We start from the raw sequence: 17382 nt of genomic DNA, 5'->3' as shown, positions 1-17382 counted from the left end.
AGGAGGACGTCGTGGACGAGGACCAGACGAGCGGCGGCGAGACGGGCGGCGACCCCGCCCCGGACGGCCACGAGCAGGCGGTCGCCGCGCTGGAGACCCAGGTGGGCCTCCTGGTCCGACGGGCGCGGGCCTTCTCGACGTCGGTCGCCACCGAGGTGCACCCCGACCTCGACCACTCGGCCTACGGGATCATGCTGCGCCTCGCCACGGTCGGCGCCGAGCGGACCACGGACCTGGCGACGTTCCTCGGCGTCGGCAAGCCGACGACGTCGCGCCAGCTGTCGCAGCTGGTGGAGCTGGGCCTGGTGGAGCGCACCAGCGACCCGACGGACGGGCGCGCCTCCCTCGTGCGCCTGACCCCCGAGGGGCAGCAGCGCTTCGGGCGGGTGCGCGACGACCGCCGCGCCACCCTGCGCGTGATGCTCGGGCCGTGGGCCGACGACGACGTCCTCGCCCTGGCGCAGCTGCTCGAGCGGTTCAACGACCTCTGGGCCACCAAGCCCGACCAGCAGCAGGGCTGACGAGCAGCAGGACCGACCAGCACCGAGCCCGCCCAGCACCGAGCCCGCCAGCAGCAGGGCTGACCGGCAGCAGGGCTGACGGGCACCGAGCCCGACCAGCAAGCAGGGCTGACCGGCACCGGGCCCGACCAGCAGCGAGCCGGGGCCCGCCGGCCGTCACCGCTGCCGGCAGCGGCTGCCCCGGCGCCGCTCGAGGGCTCTAGCCGGCGCGGCGGTGCCGGTCCACGGCCGCGGCGGCGAGGTCCCGGACGGCGACCGAGGGCGGCGGGGAGCCGCCCGTGGCCCGACGCCGCCCGGCGGCCAGCTCGCCGTCGTAGAGCAGCAGCAGCTCGGCCGCCAGGGCGTCGGCGTCGAGCGCGCCGGTGCCCGCCGCGAGCTCGCGCAGGCGGTCGGTGAGCAGCCGGTTGCCGGTGACCAGCCACGCGTGCGCCGGGTGGTCGGGGTCGGTGATCTCGACCGCGGCCCCGAGGAACGCGCAGCCCCGTCCCGTCCGGGAGCGGCTGCCCAGCTCCGCCAGGGCGTCGAAGACCGAGAGCGCCCGTCGCACGGGGTCGTCGCCGCAGCGCTCGAGCACGTCGTCCCAGACGTCCCACCAGCGCTCGTGGCGCCGCTGGAGGTAGGCGGCGACGAGGTGGTCCTTGCCGGCGAAGTGGGCGTACAGCGTCGCGGGGGCGACGTGCGCCCGCCGCAGGACGGAGTCGACGCCGGTCGCGGCGATGCCCCGCTCGTAGAAGAGCTCCTCCGCGGCGTCCAGCAGCCGGGTCCGCGCCGGTGCGCGTGCGCTCTCCTCGACCACGGGCCTACTGTAACGACCACTATGGTGAAACGAACGTTACAGACGGGGACCGCGGTCGGGGTCGGGGTGGCGGAGCGCACGCCGCGAGGGCTGGTCGCGGCCGGTGCAGGACTGATCGCCCTCACCTACGGGGTCGTCCGCTTCGGCTACGGGCTCCACCTGCCGCAGCTGGCCGCGGAGTTCTCCCTGTCCCCGCAGCTGGCGGGCGGCATCGCGTCGGGGAGCTTCGCCGCGTACTGCGCCACCGCGCTGGTGGCCCGGGGCGCGGGCGAGCGCCTCGGCGGCCGGGCGGTGCTGTGGCTGGCCGCCGCGGTGGCCGCAGCCGGCGCCCTGGTCGTGGCCACGGCCGGCTCGGCCGCCGTGCTGGCGACGGGCGTGCTGGTCGCCGGTGGTGCGGCCGGGGCGGCCTCCCCGGCGCTCGTCGTCGCCGTCGCCGCGACGGTGCCGCAGCGCGCGGCGGCGCGGGCGCAGGCGCTCGTGAACGGGGGCACGGGCCTCGGGGTCGCCGTCGCCGGCGCGGCGGTGCTCGCCTGGCCGTCGACGTGGCGCCCGGTCTGGGCGTCGGCCGCCGTCGCCGCCCTGGTCCTCGCCGCGGTGGTCGACCGCCGCGCCCGCTGGCCGGACCGGGCGGCGCGAGAGCGGGAGGCCGCCGGTGGTGGAGCCGGGTCCGGGTCCGGGGCGGGGGCGGAGCTGGTGCGGCCGGTGCTCGCCGCGGTGCTGGCGGGCGTCGGCAGCGCGGCCGTGTGGACCTTCGGGCGCGACCTGCTCGCCGGCGAGGGCGGGCTGCCGGAGCGGACGACCGCCGCGCTGTGGGTCGCCCTCGGCGCCGCGGCCGTCCTCGGCGGGCTCAGCGGCGACGCCGTCCGCGTCGTCGGCCTGCGCGGCGCGTGGGCGGGGACCGCGGCCCTGTCGGCCGCCGGCACCGCCGTCCTGGCCCTGGCCCCCGGGCACGTGCTGCTGGCGGGGACCGCCGGGGCGCTCTTCGGCGGCGCCTACACCGCCCTCAGCGGGGTGCTGATCGCCTGGGCCGCCGCGCTGCGCCCGCACGCGGCCGGCGCGACCACCGCCACGCTCTTCGTCGCCCTCACCGCCGGGCAGGCGGTCGGCGCCACGACGACCGGGGCGCTCGCGGCGCGCACGGGCGCCCCGGCGTCCTTCCTCCTCAGCGCCGGCCTGCTGCTGCTCGCCGCCGCCGTCCTGCCGCGCCATCCCGGGCGCGACGGCGCGCCGCGACGGCGCCGGACGCCGTCCGCGACGGCCTGACCGGCCACCGGCCGTCCCGCAGACGGCCCCGGACGCACGAGCGCCCCGGACCGCGGTGCGGTGCGGGGCGCTCGTGCGGGCGAGGGTCGGAGCCCTCGTCCAGCGGTCAGTGCTGCTGGCCGGACTCCTTCAGGCGCGTGCGGGAGTTCTCGATCTCGGCCTCCGCCTCGACGCGACCCACCCAGTGGGAGCCCTCGACCGACTTGCCCGGCTCGAGGTCCTTGTAGATGCGGAAGAAGTGGTCGATCTCCTGGCGGTAGAACTCGCCCACGTCCGTGAGGTCCTGGATGTGCTCCAGGCGGGGGTCGCCCGCGGGCACGCACAGCACCTTGTCGTCACCGCCGGCCTCGTCGCGCATGTGGAACATGCCGACCGCGCGGGCGCGCACGACGCACCCGGGGAAGGTCGGCTCGTCGAGCATCACGAGCGCGTCCAGGGGGTCGCCGTCGTCACCGAGCGTGTTGTCGATGAAGCCGTAGTCCGCCGGGTAGCGCGTCGCGGTGAACAGCGTGCGGTCCAGGCGGATGCGACCCGTCTCGTGGTCCACCTCGTACTTGTTGCGGTTCCCCTTGGGGATCTCGATCGTGACGTCGAACTCCACGTGCTGCCTCCCAGTGCCTCGGTGTCGCTGCGTAGTGTGACGCAGCAGCGGGCGCGCCGCGTCCGCTGCTGCGTCGCGCCATCACCCGGACGGCCCGCTCGGCGCCGCCCGCGGGGCCTCGCGCCGGCGCGGCGGACCGGCCCGCTCGAGACCCGGAGGACGCGTGGCAGGCAGGCCCGTGCAGGCGCCCGGCCCGCGCCCGCGGCGGGGCCGCCGCGCCCTCGCCGGGGTGCTGGCCGCGGTGCTGGCGCTCGCGGGCTACGCCGCGGCCGACGTCGCGGACGTGGTCCCGGGCCCGCTGACGACCGCGCCGCCGCCCGACCCGGACCCCTGGCCCGACGCGCCCGGAGCCGTCCTGCCGCCGACGGCGCCGGAGCCGGTCCTCCCCGAGGTCGGCATCGAGGCCCCGCTGCCGGCTCCCGACGCCCTGGCGGCGGCGCTCGGCCCCCTGCTCGCGGTCCCGTCGCTGGGCCCCTCGTGGTCGGTGGTCGTCGCGGACGCCCTGACCGGGGCGGTCCTGCTCGACGAGGGCGCCGGCACCCCTCGCCAGCCGGCCTCGACCGCCAAGCTGCTCACCGCCGCGGCGGCCCTGTCCGTCCTCGACGGGGCGGCGACCCTGCCCACGTCGGTCGTCCTCGGCGGCCCCGGCGCGACGGGGGAGGGAGCGGCGCAGGACGGGCCGCCGGTCGTCGTCCTCGTCGCCGGGGGCGACGTCCTCCTGGGCGCGGGCGCCGGGGACCCGACGTCCGTGGTGGGCAGGGCGGGCCTGGCCGACCTCGCCGACGAGACCGCGGCGTCGCTGGCCCCGGTCGGCGCCGACCGGGTGGTGCTGCGGGTGGCGGACCCGCTCGCGCCGGCGGGCCCGGTGCGGCCGCCGGGGTGGACGCCCGGTGACGTCGCCGACGGCTACGCCGCCGACGTCACGGGCGTGGCCGTCGACGCCGGCCGGCTGGACCCCCGGGCCTACGCCCCGCGGGCGCCGGACCCGGCGCTCGCGGCCGCGGCGACGCTGGCCGACCTGCTGCGCGCGCGGGGGGTGGACGTCGTCGGGGAGCCGGCCCGCACCGACCCCGCGGGGGTCCCCGCCGACGCGCCGGTGCTCGGCGAGGTGCGCTCGGCGCCGCTGGAGGACGTCGTCGCGCACGTCCTGCGCGTCAGCGACAACACCGGCGCGGAGGCGCTCGCCCTGCTGGTGGCGCGCGCCGGCGGCGGCCCGGTGACGGCGGAGGGCGCGTCGGGCGCCGTGCTGGCGGCCGTGGCCGGCCTCGGCGCCGACGTGGACGGGGTCGTGCTCACCGACGCCAGCGGTCTGGGCGACGGCAGCGCCGTGACCGCGCGGGCGCTCACCGACGTGCTCGGCGTCGCCGCCCGCGAGGACGACCTGCGCCCGGTGCTGCAGGGGCTGCCCGTGGCCGGGCTCACCGGCTCCCTGGCGGAGCGGCTCGGGGACGAGCCGCTCGCCCGCGGGGTCGTGCGGGCCAAGACGGGGACGCTCACCGGTGTGACGTCCCTGGCCGGCGTCGTCGTGGACGCCGACGCCCGCCTCCTGTCCTTCGCCGTCCTGGCGGACGCCGTGCCGGCCACGGAGCCCGCCCGCGGGGCCGTCGACGACGTCGCCGCCGCCCTGGCCGCCTGCGGCTGCCGCTGACCCCGGCCCGGGACCGCCGCCCCGCGACGGGCCGTCGCCGCGGGAGCCGCCGTACGGTGGCGAGGTGACCACCGCGCAGGCGAGCCCGCCGGACGAGACCACCGCGGCGGGCGACCGCACCCCGCTGGTCGACCAGCTCGTCGACTGGGAGCTCGCCGTGTCGATCGCGGGCCGGCTCGCCCCGCCCGGCCCGCCGGTGACGCGGGACCAGGCGGACCGGGCGGTCACGCAGATGCGCCGCCTGGCGGAGCGGGCGACCGGCCACGTGGGGGAGACCAGCGGTCTGCACGTCGCCCCCGACACCGGGGCCGTGGTCGTCGACCGGCGCGGCTGGGCTCGGGCGAACGTGGCCGCCTTCCGCTCGCTGCTGGAGGTGCCGGTGGTGCGCGCCCGCGACGCCCGCCGGGAGAAGGACGCGCGCGAGGGGCGCCAGCGCCGCGAGGACGGCCCCGGTGCGGCCGCCGCCGTCGCGCTCGGACGGCGCGCCACCGCCGCGGAGGTGGGCGGGCTGCTGTCGTACCTGGCGCCCCGGGTGCTCGGGCAGTACGACCCCTTCGGCCCGGACCCGTCGGGGCCGGGGGCCGCGACCAGGGCGACGGGCACGCCGGACGAGCCGGGGCGCCTGCTGCTCGTGGCGCCCAACATCGTGGCGGTCGAGCGGGAGCTGCAGCTGCGCCCGCGGGACTTCCGGCTGTGGGTGTGCCTGCACGAGGAGACCCACCGGGTGCAGTTCACCGCCGCGCCCTGGCTCGCCCCGCACCTGCGCGCGCGCACCGAGGGGCTCGTCGGCGACGTCGTCGGGGAGCCCGGGGAGCTCCTCGCCCGGCTGCGGACGGCCGCGCGGCGGCTCCCCGCGGCCGTCGGCGAGGGCGGCGACGGGCTGGTCGGGCTGCTCGCGACGCCGGAGCAGCAGGCGGTCATCACGGAGGTCACGGCCGTCATGTCGCTGCTGGAGGGCCACGCCGACGTGGTGATGGACGAGGTCGGGCCCTCGGTCGTGCCCACCGTCGCGACGATCCGCGAGCGCTTCGCGACGCGGCGCGAGGGCCGCCCGGGGATGGACCGCGTGGTGCGCCGCCTGCTCGGCCTCGACGCCAAGATGCGCCAGTACACCGACGGCGCGGCCTTCGTCCGCGGGGTCGTCGCCGACGTCGGGTTCGAGGGCCTCAACGCGGTCTGGACCGGCCCCGAGATGCTGCCGGCCCCCGCGGAGATCGCCGACCCGCGCGCGTGGGTGCGCCGGGTCCACGGCTAGGCCACCGCAGGTGGCCGCCCGGACCCAGGGCGAGCAGGCGGGCGAGGCGGCCGGGCGGCGCGGCCCGCACCCGGCCGTGGCCGACGTCCGCCGGGCCGTCGAGACCGCGCTGGCGGACGTCCCGGACGGCGCCCTCGTGCTCGTCGGGTGCAGCGGCGGACCCGACTCCCTCGCCCTGGCCGTCGGGCTCGCGTGGTGGGCCCGGCCCGGCCGCCGCGGGGGGCGCCGGGGCCGCGCTGGGGCCGTCGTCGTCGACCACGGCCTGCAGCCGGGCAGCGACGAGGTCGCCGCGAGGGCTGCGCGCGCCTGCCGGGGGATGGGCCTGGACCCCGTCCACGTCGTCGCGCTGCGCCTGCTCGGGGCGGGCTCCCCCCGCGGGGACGGCGGCCCGGAGGCGCGCGCCCGCGAGGGCCGCCACACCGCGCTGACCGGAGCCGCCGAGCGAGAGGGGGCGGTGGCCGTCCTCCTGGGCCACACGCGCGACGACCAGGCCGAGCAGGTGCTCCTGGGGCTCGCGCGGGGCTCGGGCGCCCGGTCGCTGGCCGGCATCCCGCCGCGGCGGGGGCTGCTGCGCCGACCGCTCCTCGACCTGCCGCGCGCCACGACGACCGCCGCCTGCGCCGCCCTGGGGCTCGACCCCTGGCAGGACCCGACCAACGGCGACCCCCGCCTCGACGACCCGGGCGACCCGGGCCGGCGCCGGGCTCTCGTGCGCGCGCACCTGCTCCCCGCCCTGGAGGAGGACCTGGGGCCCGGGGTCGGTGCGGCGCTGGCGCGCTCGGCCGCGCTGCTGCGCGAGGACGCCGACCTGCTCGACGACCTCGCGGGCGACCTGCTCGCCCGGGCCCTGGCCGACGCCGCAGGAGGGGCGGAGGGGGTCGCCGCAGCCGAGGCGGAGAGCTCCGACGCCGCGGAGGAGGTCGAGGTCGCGGAGGGGGTCGAGGTCGCGGAGGGGGTCGAGGTCGCGGAGGGCGGCGCCGCCGCCGAGCGGGGCGTCGTCCTCGCCGTCGCCGCGCTCGCCGGGGCTCCGCCGGCGCTGCGGCGCCGGGCGCTGCGCGCGGCGGCCGTGCGCGCCGGCGCCCCGGCGGGGGACGTCTCGGCCGCGCACGTCGCCGCCCTCGACGCCCTCGTGGTGGCCTGGCGCGGGCAGGGCCCGGCCGCGCTGCCCGGTGCGGTCGAGGGCCGTCGCGCCTGTGGCAGGCTTCTCCTGGCGGCGGCCTCCCGCTGACGCCCGCGGCGCTGCCGCGCCCCGCACGACGCCGCACCCCCTCCGCCCGGGCCCGCGCCCGGCGTCCGGGGCGCGCCGGGCCGAAGGAGCAGCTGCGTGGACGCCTCCGACATGGGAGCGGACCTGGAGAAGGTCCTCATCAGCGCCGAGGAGATCGCCGGCCGCCTGGCCGAGCTCGCCGCGCAGGTCGACGAGGACTACGCCGGGCGCGAGCTCCTGCTCGTCGGCGTCCTCAAGGGCGCGTCGCTGGTGATGTCGGACTTCGTCCGGGCGCTGCACACCCCGGCGCAGATGGACTGGATGGCCGTCTCCAGCTACGGCTCGGGCACCAAGTCCTCCGGCGTGGTCCGGATCGTCAAGGACCTGGACACCGACCTCACCGGGCGCGACGTGCTCATCGTCGAGGACATCATCGACTCGGGGCTGACGCTGTCATGGCTCGTCGCCAACCTCAGCAGCCGCGGCGCCGCCTCGGTCTCGATCCTGACGCTGCTGCGCAAGCCCGAGGCCGCCAAGGTGCACGTGGACGTGCGCTACACCGGCTTCGAGATCCCCAACGAGTTCGTCGTCGGCTACGGCCTCGACTTCGCCGAGCGCTACCGCGGCCTGCCCTTCGTGGGCACGCTCGCGCCGCACGTCTACAGCAGCTGAGCGGTCGTCCCGGGCCCTGACGCACGCCCGGGGCGCCGGCCGAGCCGTACCCGCTCACCAGGGAGCGCCGCCGTGACCACCACCACCGCACCCCCGCCGCCCGCCCCCGGCGGCGCAGACGGCCCCTCGCCGCAGGACGTCGAGGCCGCGCTCCGCCGCGCGGGCCTGACCGACGTCGACGCGTCCTCGCGGCGGCGGGCGGAGTACTCCACCGACGCCTCGCTGTACCGCGTCGTCCCGCAGGTCGTGGCGTTCCCGCGCTCCGCCGACGAGGTCGCCGCCGCCGTCGACGTCGCCCGCGAGAGCGGCGTGCCCGTGGTCGCGCGCGGCGGGGGCACCTCGATCGCCGGCAACGCCGTGAGCACCGGCGTCGTGCTGGACACCTCGCGGCACCTGCACCGCCTGCTGGACCTCGACGTCGAGGCGCGCACGGCGGTCGTCGAGCCCGGGATCGTGCTCGGCGACCTCCAGCGCCGCCTCGCCCCGCACGGGCTGCGGTTCGGCCCGGACCCGTCCTCCGGGAGCCGCGCGGCCATCGGCGGGATGATCGGCAACAACGCCTGCGGCTCGCGCGCGCTCGGGTACGGGCGCACCGACGCCAACGTCCTCGGCCTGCATGCGGTCGCGGGCACGGGCGAGCGGCTCGTGCTCCGCAGCGCGGGCGCCGACCGCGCCCAGGGGACGCCGGACGCCTCCACGCCGGCGACCTCGGCGCTGCTCGCGCAGCTGCGCGACGTCGTGGCCGGCGACCTCGGCACGATCCGCACCGAGCTCGGCCGGTTCGGCCGCCAGGTCTCCGGCTACGCCCTCGAGCACCTGCTGCCCGAGAAGGGCTTCGACGCCAGCCGGTTCCTCGTGGGCAGCGAGGGGACCCTGGCGCTGCTGACGCGGGCCGAGCTGCGCCTCGTGCGGTCCCCCGAGCGCACCACCCTCGTCGTGCTCGGCTACCGCGACATGGTCGAGGCCGCCGAGGCCGTGCCGGCGATCCTGCGGCACCGCCCCGTGGCGTGCGAGGGGCTGGACCGGCGCATCGTCGAGGCGCTCGAGCAGCACCTGCGCGCCCCCGTCCCGGCGCTGCCCGCCGGCGGCGGCTGGCTCCTCGTCGAGCTGGGCACGGACGAGCGGGGCGCCACGCCCGAGGGGCTCGCGGACCTGGCCGCGCGGGCCCGCGCCGTCGTCGCCGACGCGGGCACGCCCGCCTCGCGCGTCGTCGAGGACGCCGCCGAGGCGCGGTCGCTGTGGCGCATCCGCGAGGACGGCGCCGGGCTGGCGACCCGTGCGCCCTCGGGGCGCCCGGGGCACGCCGGCTGGGAGGACACCGCCGTGCCGCCCGAGCGGCTGGCCGCCTACCTGCGCGAGTTCGACGCGCTGATGGACTCCTACGGCCTGACCGCCATCCCCTACGGCCACTTCGGCGACGGCTGCCTGCACGTGCGCATCGACTACCCCCTCGAGCAGCCGGGCCGCGAGGGCGTCTACCGCGAGTTCGTCGAGGCCGCGGCCGGGCTGGTGGCCTCCCACGGCGGCTCGATGTCCGGCGAGCACGGCGACGGGCGCGCGCGCAGCGAGCTGCTGCACCACATGTACTCGCCGCGGGTCCTGGACCTGTTCGCCCAGGTCAAGGACGTCTTCGACCCCCGGGACGTCCTCAACCCCGGGGTGCTCGTGCGCCCGCGCGCGCTCGACGACGACCTGCGGCCCCGGCCGTGGCCCTCGCCCGAGCAGACCGGCCGGGGGCGTGCTCGCGCGGGCCGCGCGCCGGGCGCGCCGGTGCCGGCCGGGGGGCCCGACGCCACGAGGGGAGCAGGCGGCTCGGCGGACGGCGGCGCCCCCGCGGGCCGCGGGCCGGGCCCCACGCCGCTCGCCTTCGGCTACCGCGCCGACGGCGGCAGCTTCGCCGCGGCCGTCCACCGGTGCGTCGGGGTGGGCAAGTGCCGCGCCGACACGACGCCGTCGGGCGGCGTCATGTGCCCCTCCTACCTGGCGACCAAGGACGAGAAGGACTCCACCCGCGGGCGCTCGCGCGTGCTGCAGGAGATGGTGGCCGGCTCGCTGGGGGCGCCGACGCCCGTCAGCCGGGGGTGGCGCTCCCCGGAGGTCCACGACGCCCTGGACCTGTGCCTGTCGTGCAAGGGCTGCCTGTCGGACTGCCCGACCGGCGTCGACATGGCCACGTACAAGGCCGAGGCCACGCACCAGGCCTACAAGGGCCGGCTGCGCCCGATGAACCACTACGTCCTCGGGTGGCTGCCGTACCTCTCGCGCGTGGCGAGCCTGGTGCCGCGCCTGGCCAACGGCTCGCTCGCCGTGCCGCCGCTGGCGCGCGTGCTCAAGCGCGTCGGCGGCATCGACTCCCGGCGCGGCCTGCCCCGCTTCGCGCGCCGCCGCTTCAGCGCCTCGGCGCCCGCGGTGCTGGCGCAGGTCCAGCGGCAGGGCCGGCAGCAGGTCGAGCCGTCGGCCGCAGGGGCGGGGCAGCAGCGCCGTCCGGGCGCGGGCGGCCAGAAGGTCGTGCTGTGGGCCGACAGCTTCACCGAGCACTTCTCGCCCGAGGTCGGCCACGCGGCGCTCCGGGTGCTCGAGCACGCCGGGTTCGACGTCCAGCTCGCGCCGAAGGACGTCTGCTGCGGGCTGACGCTCATCTCCACCGGCCAGCTGGACCTCGCGCGGCGCCAGCTGCGCCGCACCGTGCGCCGCCTCGCCGCGGCGACGGCGGGCGGCGACGAGGGCCCCGTGCCGCTCGTCGTGCTCGAGCCCTCGTGCCTGGCGGTGCTGCGGCACGACGCCTCCGCGCTGCTCTCGGGCGACCCGGGAGATGAGGGAGGGGTGCCGGAGGAGCTCGTCGTCGAGCTCGCCTCGCGCTCGCGGACCCTCGCCGAGGTCCTCGCCGCCCACGCCCCCGACGTGCGATGGCCGCACCTGGACGGGCTGACCGCCGTCGCCCAGCCGCACTGCCACCAGCACGCCGTCCTGGGGTTCGAGACCGACGTCGCGCTCCTGGAGGGCAACGGCGTCTCGGTGCAGGCGCTCGGCGGCTGCTGCGGCCTCGCGGGCAACTTCGGCGTCGAGCGCGGCCACTACGAGGTCTCGGTCGCCGTCGCGCGCACGGCCTTGCTCCCGGCGGTCGAGGCCGCGCCGGCGGACGCGGTGGTGCTCGCGGACGGGTTCTCCTGCCGCACCCAGCTGGCCGAGCTGGCCGACCGCGGCGGCGTCCACCTCGCCGAGCTGCTGGCCCGCGGGCTCGAGCCCGGCGCCTGACGCGCGTCCGGCGCGGCTGCGCCGAGGGCGAACGCGGGGGCGGCGCCGGAACGCGCCCGTCGGGCCGTCCGTTCAGCCGGGTGGTGCCGGAGCACTGCGGCCCTGCGACACCCGGACGGGGAGGGCCCCGCAGGCCCCGGTGTACCGTCGATCCACGGCTTCTGCGACCAGGAGGGACGGGGCGCGAGCCCCTCGCACACCGATGAATCTGAAGCGACTCGCTCGCGGGCCGATCCTCTGGGTCGTCCTCGCGCTGCTCATCCTGCTCCTGGCCAGCCAGTTCCTGAACCCCGGCGCTCCTACCAAGGTGAGCACGTCGGAGGGTCTGGAGATCATCGCCAGCGGTGCCGTGGACAACGCCCAGCTGGTCGACGGCGCCCAGCGCGTCGAGCTCGGCCTCTCGGAGGCCACGGCGGTCGGCGAGGACGACACCGAGACCCGCAAGGTCGAGTTCTACTACGTCGAGCCGCGCGGCGACGAGGTCGTGCAGGCGATCGACGACGCGCAGATCGCCACGGTCGACGACGAGGTGCCGCAGCAGTCCTTCCTCGGCTCGCTGCTCTCGACGCTGCTGCCCCTGATCATCCTGGTCGCCATCTTCTGGTTCGTGCTCTCGCGGATGCAGGGCGGCGGCAGCCGCATCGCCCAGTTCGGCAAGTCCAAGGCGAAGATGGTCTCCAAGGAGACCCCGAAGGTGACCTTCGCGGACGTCGCCGGCTCCGACGAGGCCGTCGAGGAGCTCGAGGAGATCAAGGACTTCCTCGCCGACCCGACCCGCTTCCAGGAGGTCGGGGCCAAGATCCCCAAGGGCGTGCTGCTCTACGGCTCGCCCGGCACCGGCAAGACGCTGCTCGCCCGCGCCGTCGCGGGGGAGGCGGGCGTCCCCTTCTTCTCCATCTCGGGCTCGGACTTCGTCGAGATGTTCGTCGGCGTCGGCGCCAGCCGCGTGCGCGACCTGTTCGAGCAGGCGAAGAACAACGCGCCGGCCATCATCTTCGTCGACGAGATCGACGCCGTCGGCCGCCACCGCGGCGCCGGCACGGGCGGCGGCCACGACGAGCGCGAGCAGACGCTCAACCAGCTGCTCGTCGAGATGGACGGGTTCGACGTCAAGACCAACGTCATCCTCATCGCGGCCACGAACCGCCCCGACATCCTCGACCCGGCTCTGCTGCGCCCCGGCCGCTTCGACCGCCAGATCTCCGTCGAGCCGCCCGACATGAAGGGCCGCGAGCAGATCCTCAAGGTCCACGGCCAGGGCAAGCCCCTCGCGGCCGACGTCGACCTCATGGCCGTCGCCCGCCGCACCCCCGGCTTCAGCGGCGCCGACCTCGCCAACGTGCTCAACGAGGCGGCCCTGCTCACGGCGCGCACGCACGCGAAGGTCATCGACAGCGCCGCCCTCGACGAGGCCATCGACCGCGTCATCGCCGGCCCGCAGAAGCGCACGCGGCTCATGAACGAGTCCGAGAAGAAGATCACCGCCTACCACGAGGGCGGGCACGCGCTGGTGGCCGCCGCCATGCGGCACACCGACCCGGTGACGAAGGTGACGATCCTCCCGCGCGGCCGGGCGCTGGGCTACACGATGGTGATGCCGTCGGAGGACAAGTACTCGACCACGCGCAACGAGCTGCTCGACCAGCTCGCGTACGCGCTGGGCGGCCGCGTGGCCGAGGAGATGGTCTTCCACGACCCCACCACGGGCGCGAGCAACGACATCGAGAAGGCCACCGGGATGGCCCGCAAGATGGTCACCGAGTACGGCATGAGCGAGCGCGTGGGCGCGATCAAGCTCGGCTCCGGCGGCGGCCAGCCCTTCATGGGCCGCGACATGGGCCACGAGCGCGGCTACGGCGAGAGCCTGGCCTCGATCGTCGACGAGGAGGTCCGCCGGCTCATCGAGGCCGCGCACGACGAGGCCTGGGAGGTCATCGTCGAGCACCGTCCCGTCCTGGACGAGCTCGTGCGCCGCCTGCTCGAGAAGGAGACGCTCGACCGCGAGGAGCTGGGCGAGGTCTTCGCCGAGGTGGCCAAGCGGCCCCTGCGCCCGGTGTGGCTCTCCAGCGAGCGCCGCCACGTCTCCGACCAGCCCCCGGTGCTGAGCCCGGCCGAGCGGCGTCGCCTGAACGGCTCGGCGCACGGCAGCTCGCCGGTCGGGGCGAACGGCCACCGCGCCCCGGCGCCGCAGGACCAGGCCGCGGGCGCCCGCCCCGAGCACCCCGTCCAGGGGATCGGCGAGGTGCCCGAGGGCGGCCAGGTCGACCCCGGGGGCAGGGGCTGAGCGGAGGAGGGGGCGACGTGGAGCCCGGTGCTCCCACGCGGATCGGGCGGCTCGAGACGAGCGCGCTGACCGACCCCTCCACGCGCCCCTTCGACGCCCCCCGCGCCGAGGCCGCGGTGCGCGAGCTGCTCGCCGCGGTGGGGGAGGACCCGGAGCGCGACGGCCTCCAGGACACCCCCGGGCGCGTCGCGCGCATGTACGCCGAGGTGCTGGGCGGCCTGCGCGAGGACCCCGCCGACGTCCTGTCCACGTCCTTCGACCTCGGCCACGACGAGCTCGTGCTCGTGCGCGACATCGAGGTCTACTCGCTGTGCGAGCACCACCTGGTGCCCTTCCACGGGGTCGCGCACGTGGGCTACGTGCCGGCGGCCGACGGGCGCATCACCGGGCTGAGCAAGCTCGCGCGGCTCGTCGACGTCTTCGCCCGCCGCCCGCAGGTGCAGGAGCGCCTGACGACGCAGGTGGCCGACGCGCTCGTGGAGCACCTGCAGCCGCGCGGCGTCATCGTCGTCGTCGAGTGCGAGCACCTGTGCATGTCGATGCGCGGCGTCCGCAAGGCGGGGGCGCGCACGATCACCTCGGCGATGCGGGGCCAGCTGCGCGACCCGGCCACCCGCGCGGAGGCCCTCTCGCTCATCCACGGCCGGTGAGCGCCGCCGTGGGCGCCCGCGGGTCGGCGCCGGAGCCGACGGTGGTGCCGGAGCCCCCGGTGGTGCCGGGGCTCACGGGTCCGCCGGCGGGCCGCACCCTCGTCATGGGCGTGCTCAACACCACGCCGGACTCCTTCAGCGACGGCGGCGCGTGGCTCGACCCCGCGGCCGCCGTCCGGCACGGCCTGGCGATGGTCGCCGCCGGTGCCGACCTCGTGGACGTCGGCGGGGAGTCCACCCGGCCCGGCGCCGCGCGCGTGGACGCCGCGGAGGAGGCCCGCCGGGTGGTCCCGGTCGTCCGGGCGCTGGCCGCCGAGGGCGTCGCCGTGAGCGTCGACACCATGCGGGCGTCCACCGCGGCGGCGGCCCTGGACGCCGGGGCGGCGCTCGTCAACGACGTCAGCGGCGGGCTCGCCGACCCCGGCACGGCGGCGCTGCTCGCCGAGCGCGGCGCGCCGTGCGTGGTCATGCACTGGCGCGGGCACAGCGACGTCATGGCCGACCTCGCCGAGTACGACGACGTCGTGGCCGACGTCCGCGACGCCCTCGCCCGGCGCGTGGAGGCGCTGGTCGCCGCGGGGGTCCGCGAGGACCTGCTGGCCGTCGACCCGGGCCTCGGCTTCGCCAAGACGGCCGACCAGGGCTGGGCGCTGCTGGCGCACCTGGACGCGCTGGTGGAGCTGGGTCTCCCCGTGCTCGTGGGGGCCTCGCGCAAGGGGATGCTCGGCGCGCTGCTCGCGGACCCGGCCGGCGCGCCCCGGCCCGCCGGCGAGCGCGACGACGCCACGACCGCCGTCACCGCGCTGGCGGCGGCGGCGGGCGCCTGGTGCGTGCGGGTCCACGACGTGCGCCCCAGCGCCGACGCGGTGCGCGTGGCCGCGAGGGTGGCCGCCGCCCGCCGTCAGAGGGCGAGCGCGTGAGCACCCCGGACGCTCCGCCGCCGGTGGTCACCGACCGCATCGAGCTGCGCGGGCTGCGCGTGCGCGGGCGCCACGGCGTGCTGGCGGCCGAGCGCGAGCTGGGGCAGGAGTTCGTCGTCGACCTGGCGCTCGAGGTGGACACCCGCGCGGCCGCGGCGAGCGACGACGTCCTCGACACCGTCCACTACGGCGAGGTGGCCGAGGAGGTGGCCGCCGTCGTCGCGGGGGAGCCCGTCGCCCTGCTGGAGCGCCTCGCGCAGCGCGTGGCCGACGTCGTCCTCGCGCGCGAGCGCGTGCTCGCGGTCGAGGTGGCGGTGCACAAGCCGCAGGCGCCCATCCCGCTGGTGTTCGACGACGTCGTGGTGCGGGTGCGCCGGACCTCCGCGCGCGCGGGCCGGGCCGCAGGGCCGGGTGGTGCCGGGGCTGGGACCCCCGTGGTGCTGGCGCTCGGCTCCGACCTCGGGGACCGCGCCGAGGTGCTGCGCTCGGCCGTCGCCGCGCTGGCCCGCGTCCCCGGCCTCGTGCTCACCGGCGTCTCGCCGGTCGTGGAGTCGGCACCCGTGCGCCTGCCCGGCACGGAGGCGGCCGAGTCGCCCGACCCCGAGCAGCAGCCCTTCCTCAACGCCGTCGTGGTCGGGACGACGACGCTGGCGCCCCTGGACCTGCTCGCCGCCTGCCAGCGCGTCGAGGCCGGCCACGGTCGCGTGCGCCGCGAGCGGTGGGGGCCGCGCACGCTGGACGTCGACGTCGTCGACCTGGGCGGAGCCCTCGCGCGCGATGACGAGCGGCTCCTGCTGCCGCACCCGCGCGCGCACCAGCGCGCCTTCGTCCTGCGGCCGTGGGCGCTGGTCGACCCGGGGGCGCACCTCGTCGGCCCCGGGGGCGGCCCGGTGGCCGACCTGGCCTCCGAGCTCGTCGCCGCCGACCCTGCCGCGGCGGTGGTCGTCCGCGAGGACGTCCCCCTCGCCGTGCCCGGTGCCGGAGAGGGCTCGCGGTGACCCCCACCCGCTGGACCACGCCCGTCGGGGTCGCGCTCGCGGCGGCGGTCGTGGGCTTCGCCCTCGTCGGCCCGCTCGAGATGCTGGGGCTGAGCCTGACGCAGCTGCCCTGGACGGCCGTCGCCGCGGTGCTGCTCCTCGCGGTCGTCGTGCTCGTGCTCGGCTGGCCCGTGCGGCGGTGGAACCGGGGCCACCGCGACCGGCGGCTCGACCCGCTGCGCGCGGCCCGCACCGCCGTCCTGGGGCAGGCGTCGGCGCTCGCGGGGGCCGCGCTCCTGGGCTGGTACCTCGGCCAGGTGGCGCACCTGCTGCCCGACGTCGCCCTCCCGCTGCCCCGCCAGTCGGTGACCAGCCTGATCGTCGCCGCGGGCGCCTCGGCGCTCCTGCTGGTCGCCGGCCTCGTCGTCGAGCGCTGGTGCCGCCTGCCCGAGGACGACGACGACCTGCCGCCTGGTGGAGCGGGGCAGTTGAACCCCTGAGAACTCTGATGAGGGGGCGACCGCCGGTCCAGGATTTGCGGGAGCCACCGACAAGTCGTGGCTGAAAACCGGCGTGGTAGGCCGAGAAGTGGTGCGTGTGGCTTCGGGCAGCACTAACGTCCGGCTGTGGCGACCTCGCGTGCGCAGTCCGACGTCTACCAGCTGCTACTGGATGACGTGAAGAACCTCCTCACCCTGCATCCTTCGAGCAGCGGGACGCCGGGGAGGCCGCCGGGCGACACCGGTCCGCTGCTGAGGTCCGCAGTCGTGCTGCTGCACACCGCATGGGAAAATTACGTCGAGCAGGTGGCGGTCGAGGGCCTTGACGTCGTCCTGCTCGCGTGCGGCGACGACCACTCTCGGTTGCACCGACGTCTGCGGCAGGCGCTCGGCGACCTGAGGGACCCTTGGGCACTCGCGGGGTCCGGTTGGCAGCTTGAGGCCCGGCGCACCGTGGAGAAGGACGTCGGCAAGTTGAACACGCCGAACGTGCAGAACGCGGAGCGACTGTTCGACCTCGCTCTCGGTCTAGAGAGTGGCCTACACGAACTGTCGTGGCAGGGCACGGGCAACGCCAAGGTCCGGGAGAACATCGACGAGTTCGTCCACGAGATCCGTGGTGAGATCGTGCACAAGGGAAAAACATCTGGCCGGCTCACCAAGATCGGCGTGGAGAGCTGGCTCGTCTTCTTCGACGGGGTCGTCCGCAGGTTGGACCTGTCTATCGCGCAACATCTCGAGGCGGTGACTGGCACGCGCCCGTGGTAACGGTGCTTCGCGCAGCAGTGCCGAAGGCGCCCCGTCGGCCGCGACGCCTCGTTGTCTTCGAGGCT

15 protein-coding genes are annotated in these 17382 nt (G+C 77.3%); 13 read left to right on the top strand and 2 right to left on the bottom strand.

Features of this window, described 5'->3' with window-relative positions:
* Nucleotides 1-11: 11 nt before the first annotated feature.
* Nucleotides 12-521, top strand: a complete 510-nt coding sequence (locus tag Q0848_RS05555; RefSeq protein ID WP_299035885.1) for a MarR family winged helix-turn-helix transcriptional regulator — start codon at nucleotides 12-14, stop codon at nucleotides 519-521.
* Between the two features lie 199 nt (nucleotides 522-720).
* On the opposite strand, the gene Q0848_RS05550 is transcribed toward Q0848_RS05555, so the two are convergent.
* Nucleotides 721-1317 carry a TetR/AcrR family transcriptional regulator gene (locus tag Q0848_RS05550; protein WP_299035883.1) on the bottom strand — a complete coding sequence of 199 codons (597 nt, stop codon included), beginning with the start codon at nucleotides 1315-1317 and terminating at the stop codon, nucleotides 721-723.
* Nucleotides 1318-1338: 21 nt separating this feature from the next.
* Here Q0848_RS05550 and Q0848_RS05545 point away from each other — a divergent pair, with 21 nt between their 5' ends.
* Nucleotides 1339-2580 (top strand): MFS transporter, encoded by a 1242-nt coding sequence (locus Q0848_RS05545; RefSeq protein ID WP_299035881.1) that lies wholly within the window; start codon nucleotides 1339-1341, stop codon nucleotides 2578-2580.
* 106 nt (nucleotides 2581-2686) lie between these two features.
* Here Q0848_RS05545 and Q0848_RS05540 read toward each other — a convergent pair whose 3' ends face one another.
* A complete protein-coding gene (locus Q0848_RS05540) occupies nucleotides 2687-3181 on the bottom strand; it encodes an inorganic diphosphatase (RefSeq protein WP_299035879.1) in 495 nt (164 codons plus the stop codon).
* A 163-nt stretch (nucleotides 3182-3344) separates the two neighbouring features.
* Between Q0848_RS05540 and dacB the strand changes: the two genes are divergently transcribed.
* The 11 genes from dacB to Q0848_RS05485 all read left to right on the top strand — a co-directional run bounded on the left by dacB (nucleotide 3345) and on the right by Q0848_RS05485 (nucleotide 17317).
* The gene (gene dacB / locus Q0848_RS05535; RefSeq protein WP_299035877.1) at nucleotides 3345-4829 is read left to right on the top strand and encodes a D-alanyl-D-alanine carboxypeptidase/D-alanyl-D-alanine-endopeptidase; all 1485 of its coding nucleotides are present in this window, start codon (nucleotides 3345-3347) and stop codon (nucleotides 4827-4829) included.
* Between the two features lie 64 nt (nucleotides 4830-4893).
* Complete coding sequence (locus Q0848_RS05530; RefSeq protein ID WP_299035875.1) at nucleotides 4894-6084, top strand: zinc-dependent metalloprotease; 1191 nt, start codon at nucleotides 4894-4896, stop codon at nucleotides 6082-6084.
* A gap of 10 nt (nucleotides 6085-6094) precedes the next feature.
* Nucleotides 6095-7312 carry a tRNA lysidine(34) synthetase TilS gene (gene tilS / locus Q0848_RS05525; protein WP_299035874.1) on the top strand — a complete coding sequence of 406 codons (1218 nt, stop codon included), beginning with the start codon at nucleotides 6095-6097 and terminating at the stop codon, nucleotides 7310-7312.
* 96 nt (nucleotides 7313-7408) lie between these two features.
* Complete coding sequence (hpt, locus tag Q0848_RS05520) at nucleotides 7409-7963, top strand: hypoxanthine phosphoribosyltransferase (RefSeq protein WP_366146441.1); 555 nt, start codon at nucleotides 7409-7411, stop codon at nucleotides 7961-7963.
* A gap of 72 nt (nucleotides 7964-8035) precedes the next feature.
* Nucleotides 8036-11218 carry an FAD-binding and (Fe-S)-binding domain-containing protein gene (locus tag Q0848_RS05515; RefSeq protein WP_299035873.1) on the top strand — a complete coding sequence of 1061 codons (3183 nt, stop codon included), beginning with the start codon at nucleotides 8036-8038 and terminating at the stop codon, nucleotides 11216-11218.
* Nucleotides 11219-11420: 202 nt separating this feature from the next.
* On the top strand, nucleotides 11421-13502 hold the full coding sequence (gene ftsH, locus Q0848_RS05510; protein WP_299035872.1) for an ATP-dependent zinc metalloprotease FtsH: 2082 nt from the start codon (nucleotides 11421-11423) through the stop codon (nucleotides 13500-13502).
* A 41-nt stretch (nucleotides 13503-13543) separates the two neighbouring features.
* Nucleotides 13544-14152 carry a GTP cyclohydrolase I FolE gene (folE, locus tag Q0848_RS05505; RefSeq protein WP_366146449.1) on the top strand — a complete coding sequence of 203 codons (609 nt, stop codon included), beginning with the start codon at nucleotides 13544-13546 and terminating at the stop codon, nucleotides 14150-14152.
* Between the two features lie 104 nt (nucleotides 14153-14256).
* Nucleotides 14257-15072 (top strand): dihydropteroate synthase, encoded by an 816-nt coding sequence (gene folP, locus Q0848_RS05500; RefSeq protein ID WP_366146448.1) that lies wholly within the window; start codon nucleotides 14257-14259, stop codon nucleotides 15070-15072.
* Complete coding sequence (gene folB / locus Q0848_RS05495; RefSeq protein WP_299035865.1) at nucleotides 15069-16070, top strand: dihydroneopterin aldolase; 1002 nt, start codon at nucleotides 15069-15071, stop codon at nucleotides 16068-16070. Before folP ends, folB begins: the two co-directional genes overlap by 4 nt.
* Nucleotides 16067-16549: a DUF3180 domain-containing protein gene (locus tag Q0848_RS05490; protein ID WP_299035864.1), complete on the top strand. Its 483-nt coding sequence runs from the start codon at nucleotides 16067-16069 to the stop codon at nucleotides 16547-16549. Before folB ends, Q0848_RS05490 begins: the two co-directional genes overlap by 4 nt.
* A gap of 126 nt (nucleotides 16550-16675) precedes the next feature.
* Nucleotides 16676-17317: a HEPN domain-containing protein gene (locus Q0848_RS05485; protein WP_299035862.1), complete on the top strand. Its 642-nt coding sequence runs from the start codon at nucleotides 16676-16678 to the stop codon at nucleotides 17315-17317.
* Nucleotides 17318-17382 lie beyond the last annotated feature (65 nt).

This window comes from uncultured Pseudokineococcus sp. (genome assembly GCF_947495735.1).
Lineage (GTDB): Bacteria > Actinomycetota > Actinomycetes > Actinomycetales > Quadrisphaeraceae > Pseudokineococcus.
The sequence above is the reverse complement of the archived record's forward strand: the minus strand, read 5'-3'. Positions and strand labels throughout refer to the sequence as shown.

What these genes read in the sequence shown, in the direction of transcription:
- Q0848_RS05545 (WP_299035881.1), top strand. Translation starts at nt 1,339, where the DNA reads ATGGTGAAACGAACGTTACAGACGGGGACCGCGGTCGGGGTCGGGGTG.
- folP (WP_366146448.1), top strand. Translation starts at nt 14,257, where the DNA reads ATGGGCGTGCTCAACACCACGCCGGACTCCTTCAGCGACGGCGGCGCG.
- ftsH (WP_299035872.1), top strand. Translation starts at nt 11,421, where the DNA reads ATGAATCTGAAGCGACTCGCTCGCGGGCCGATCCTCTGGGTCGTCCTC.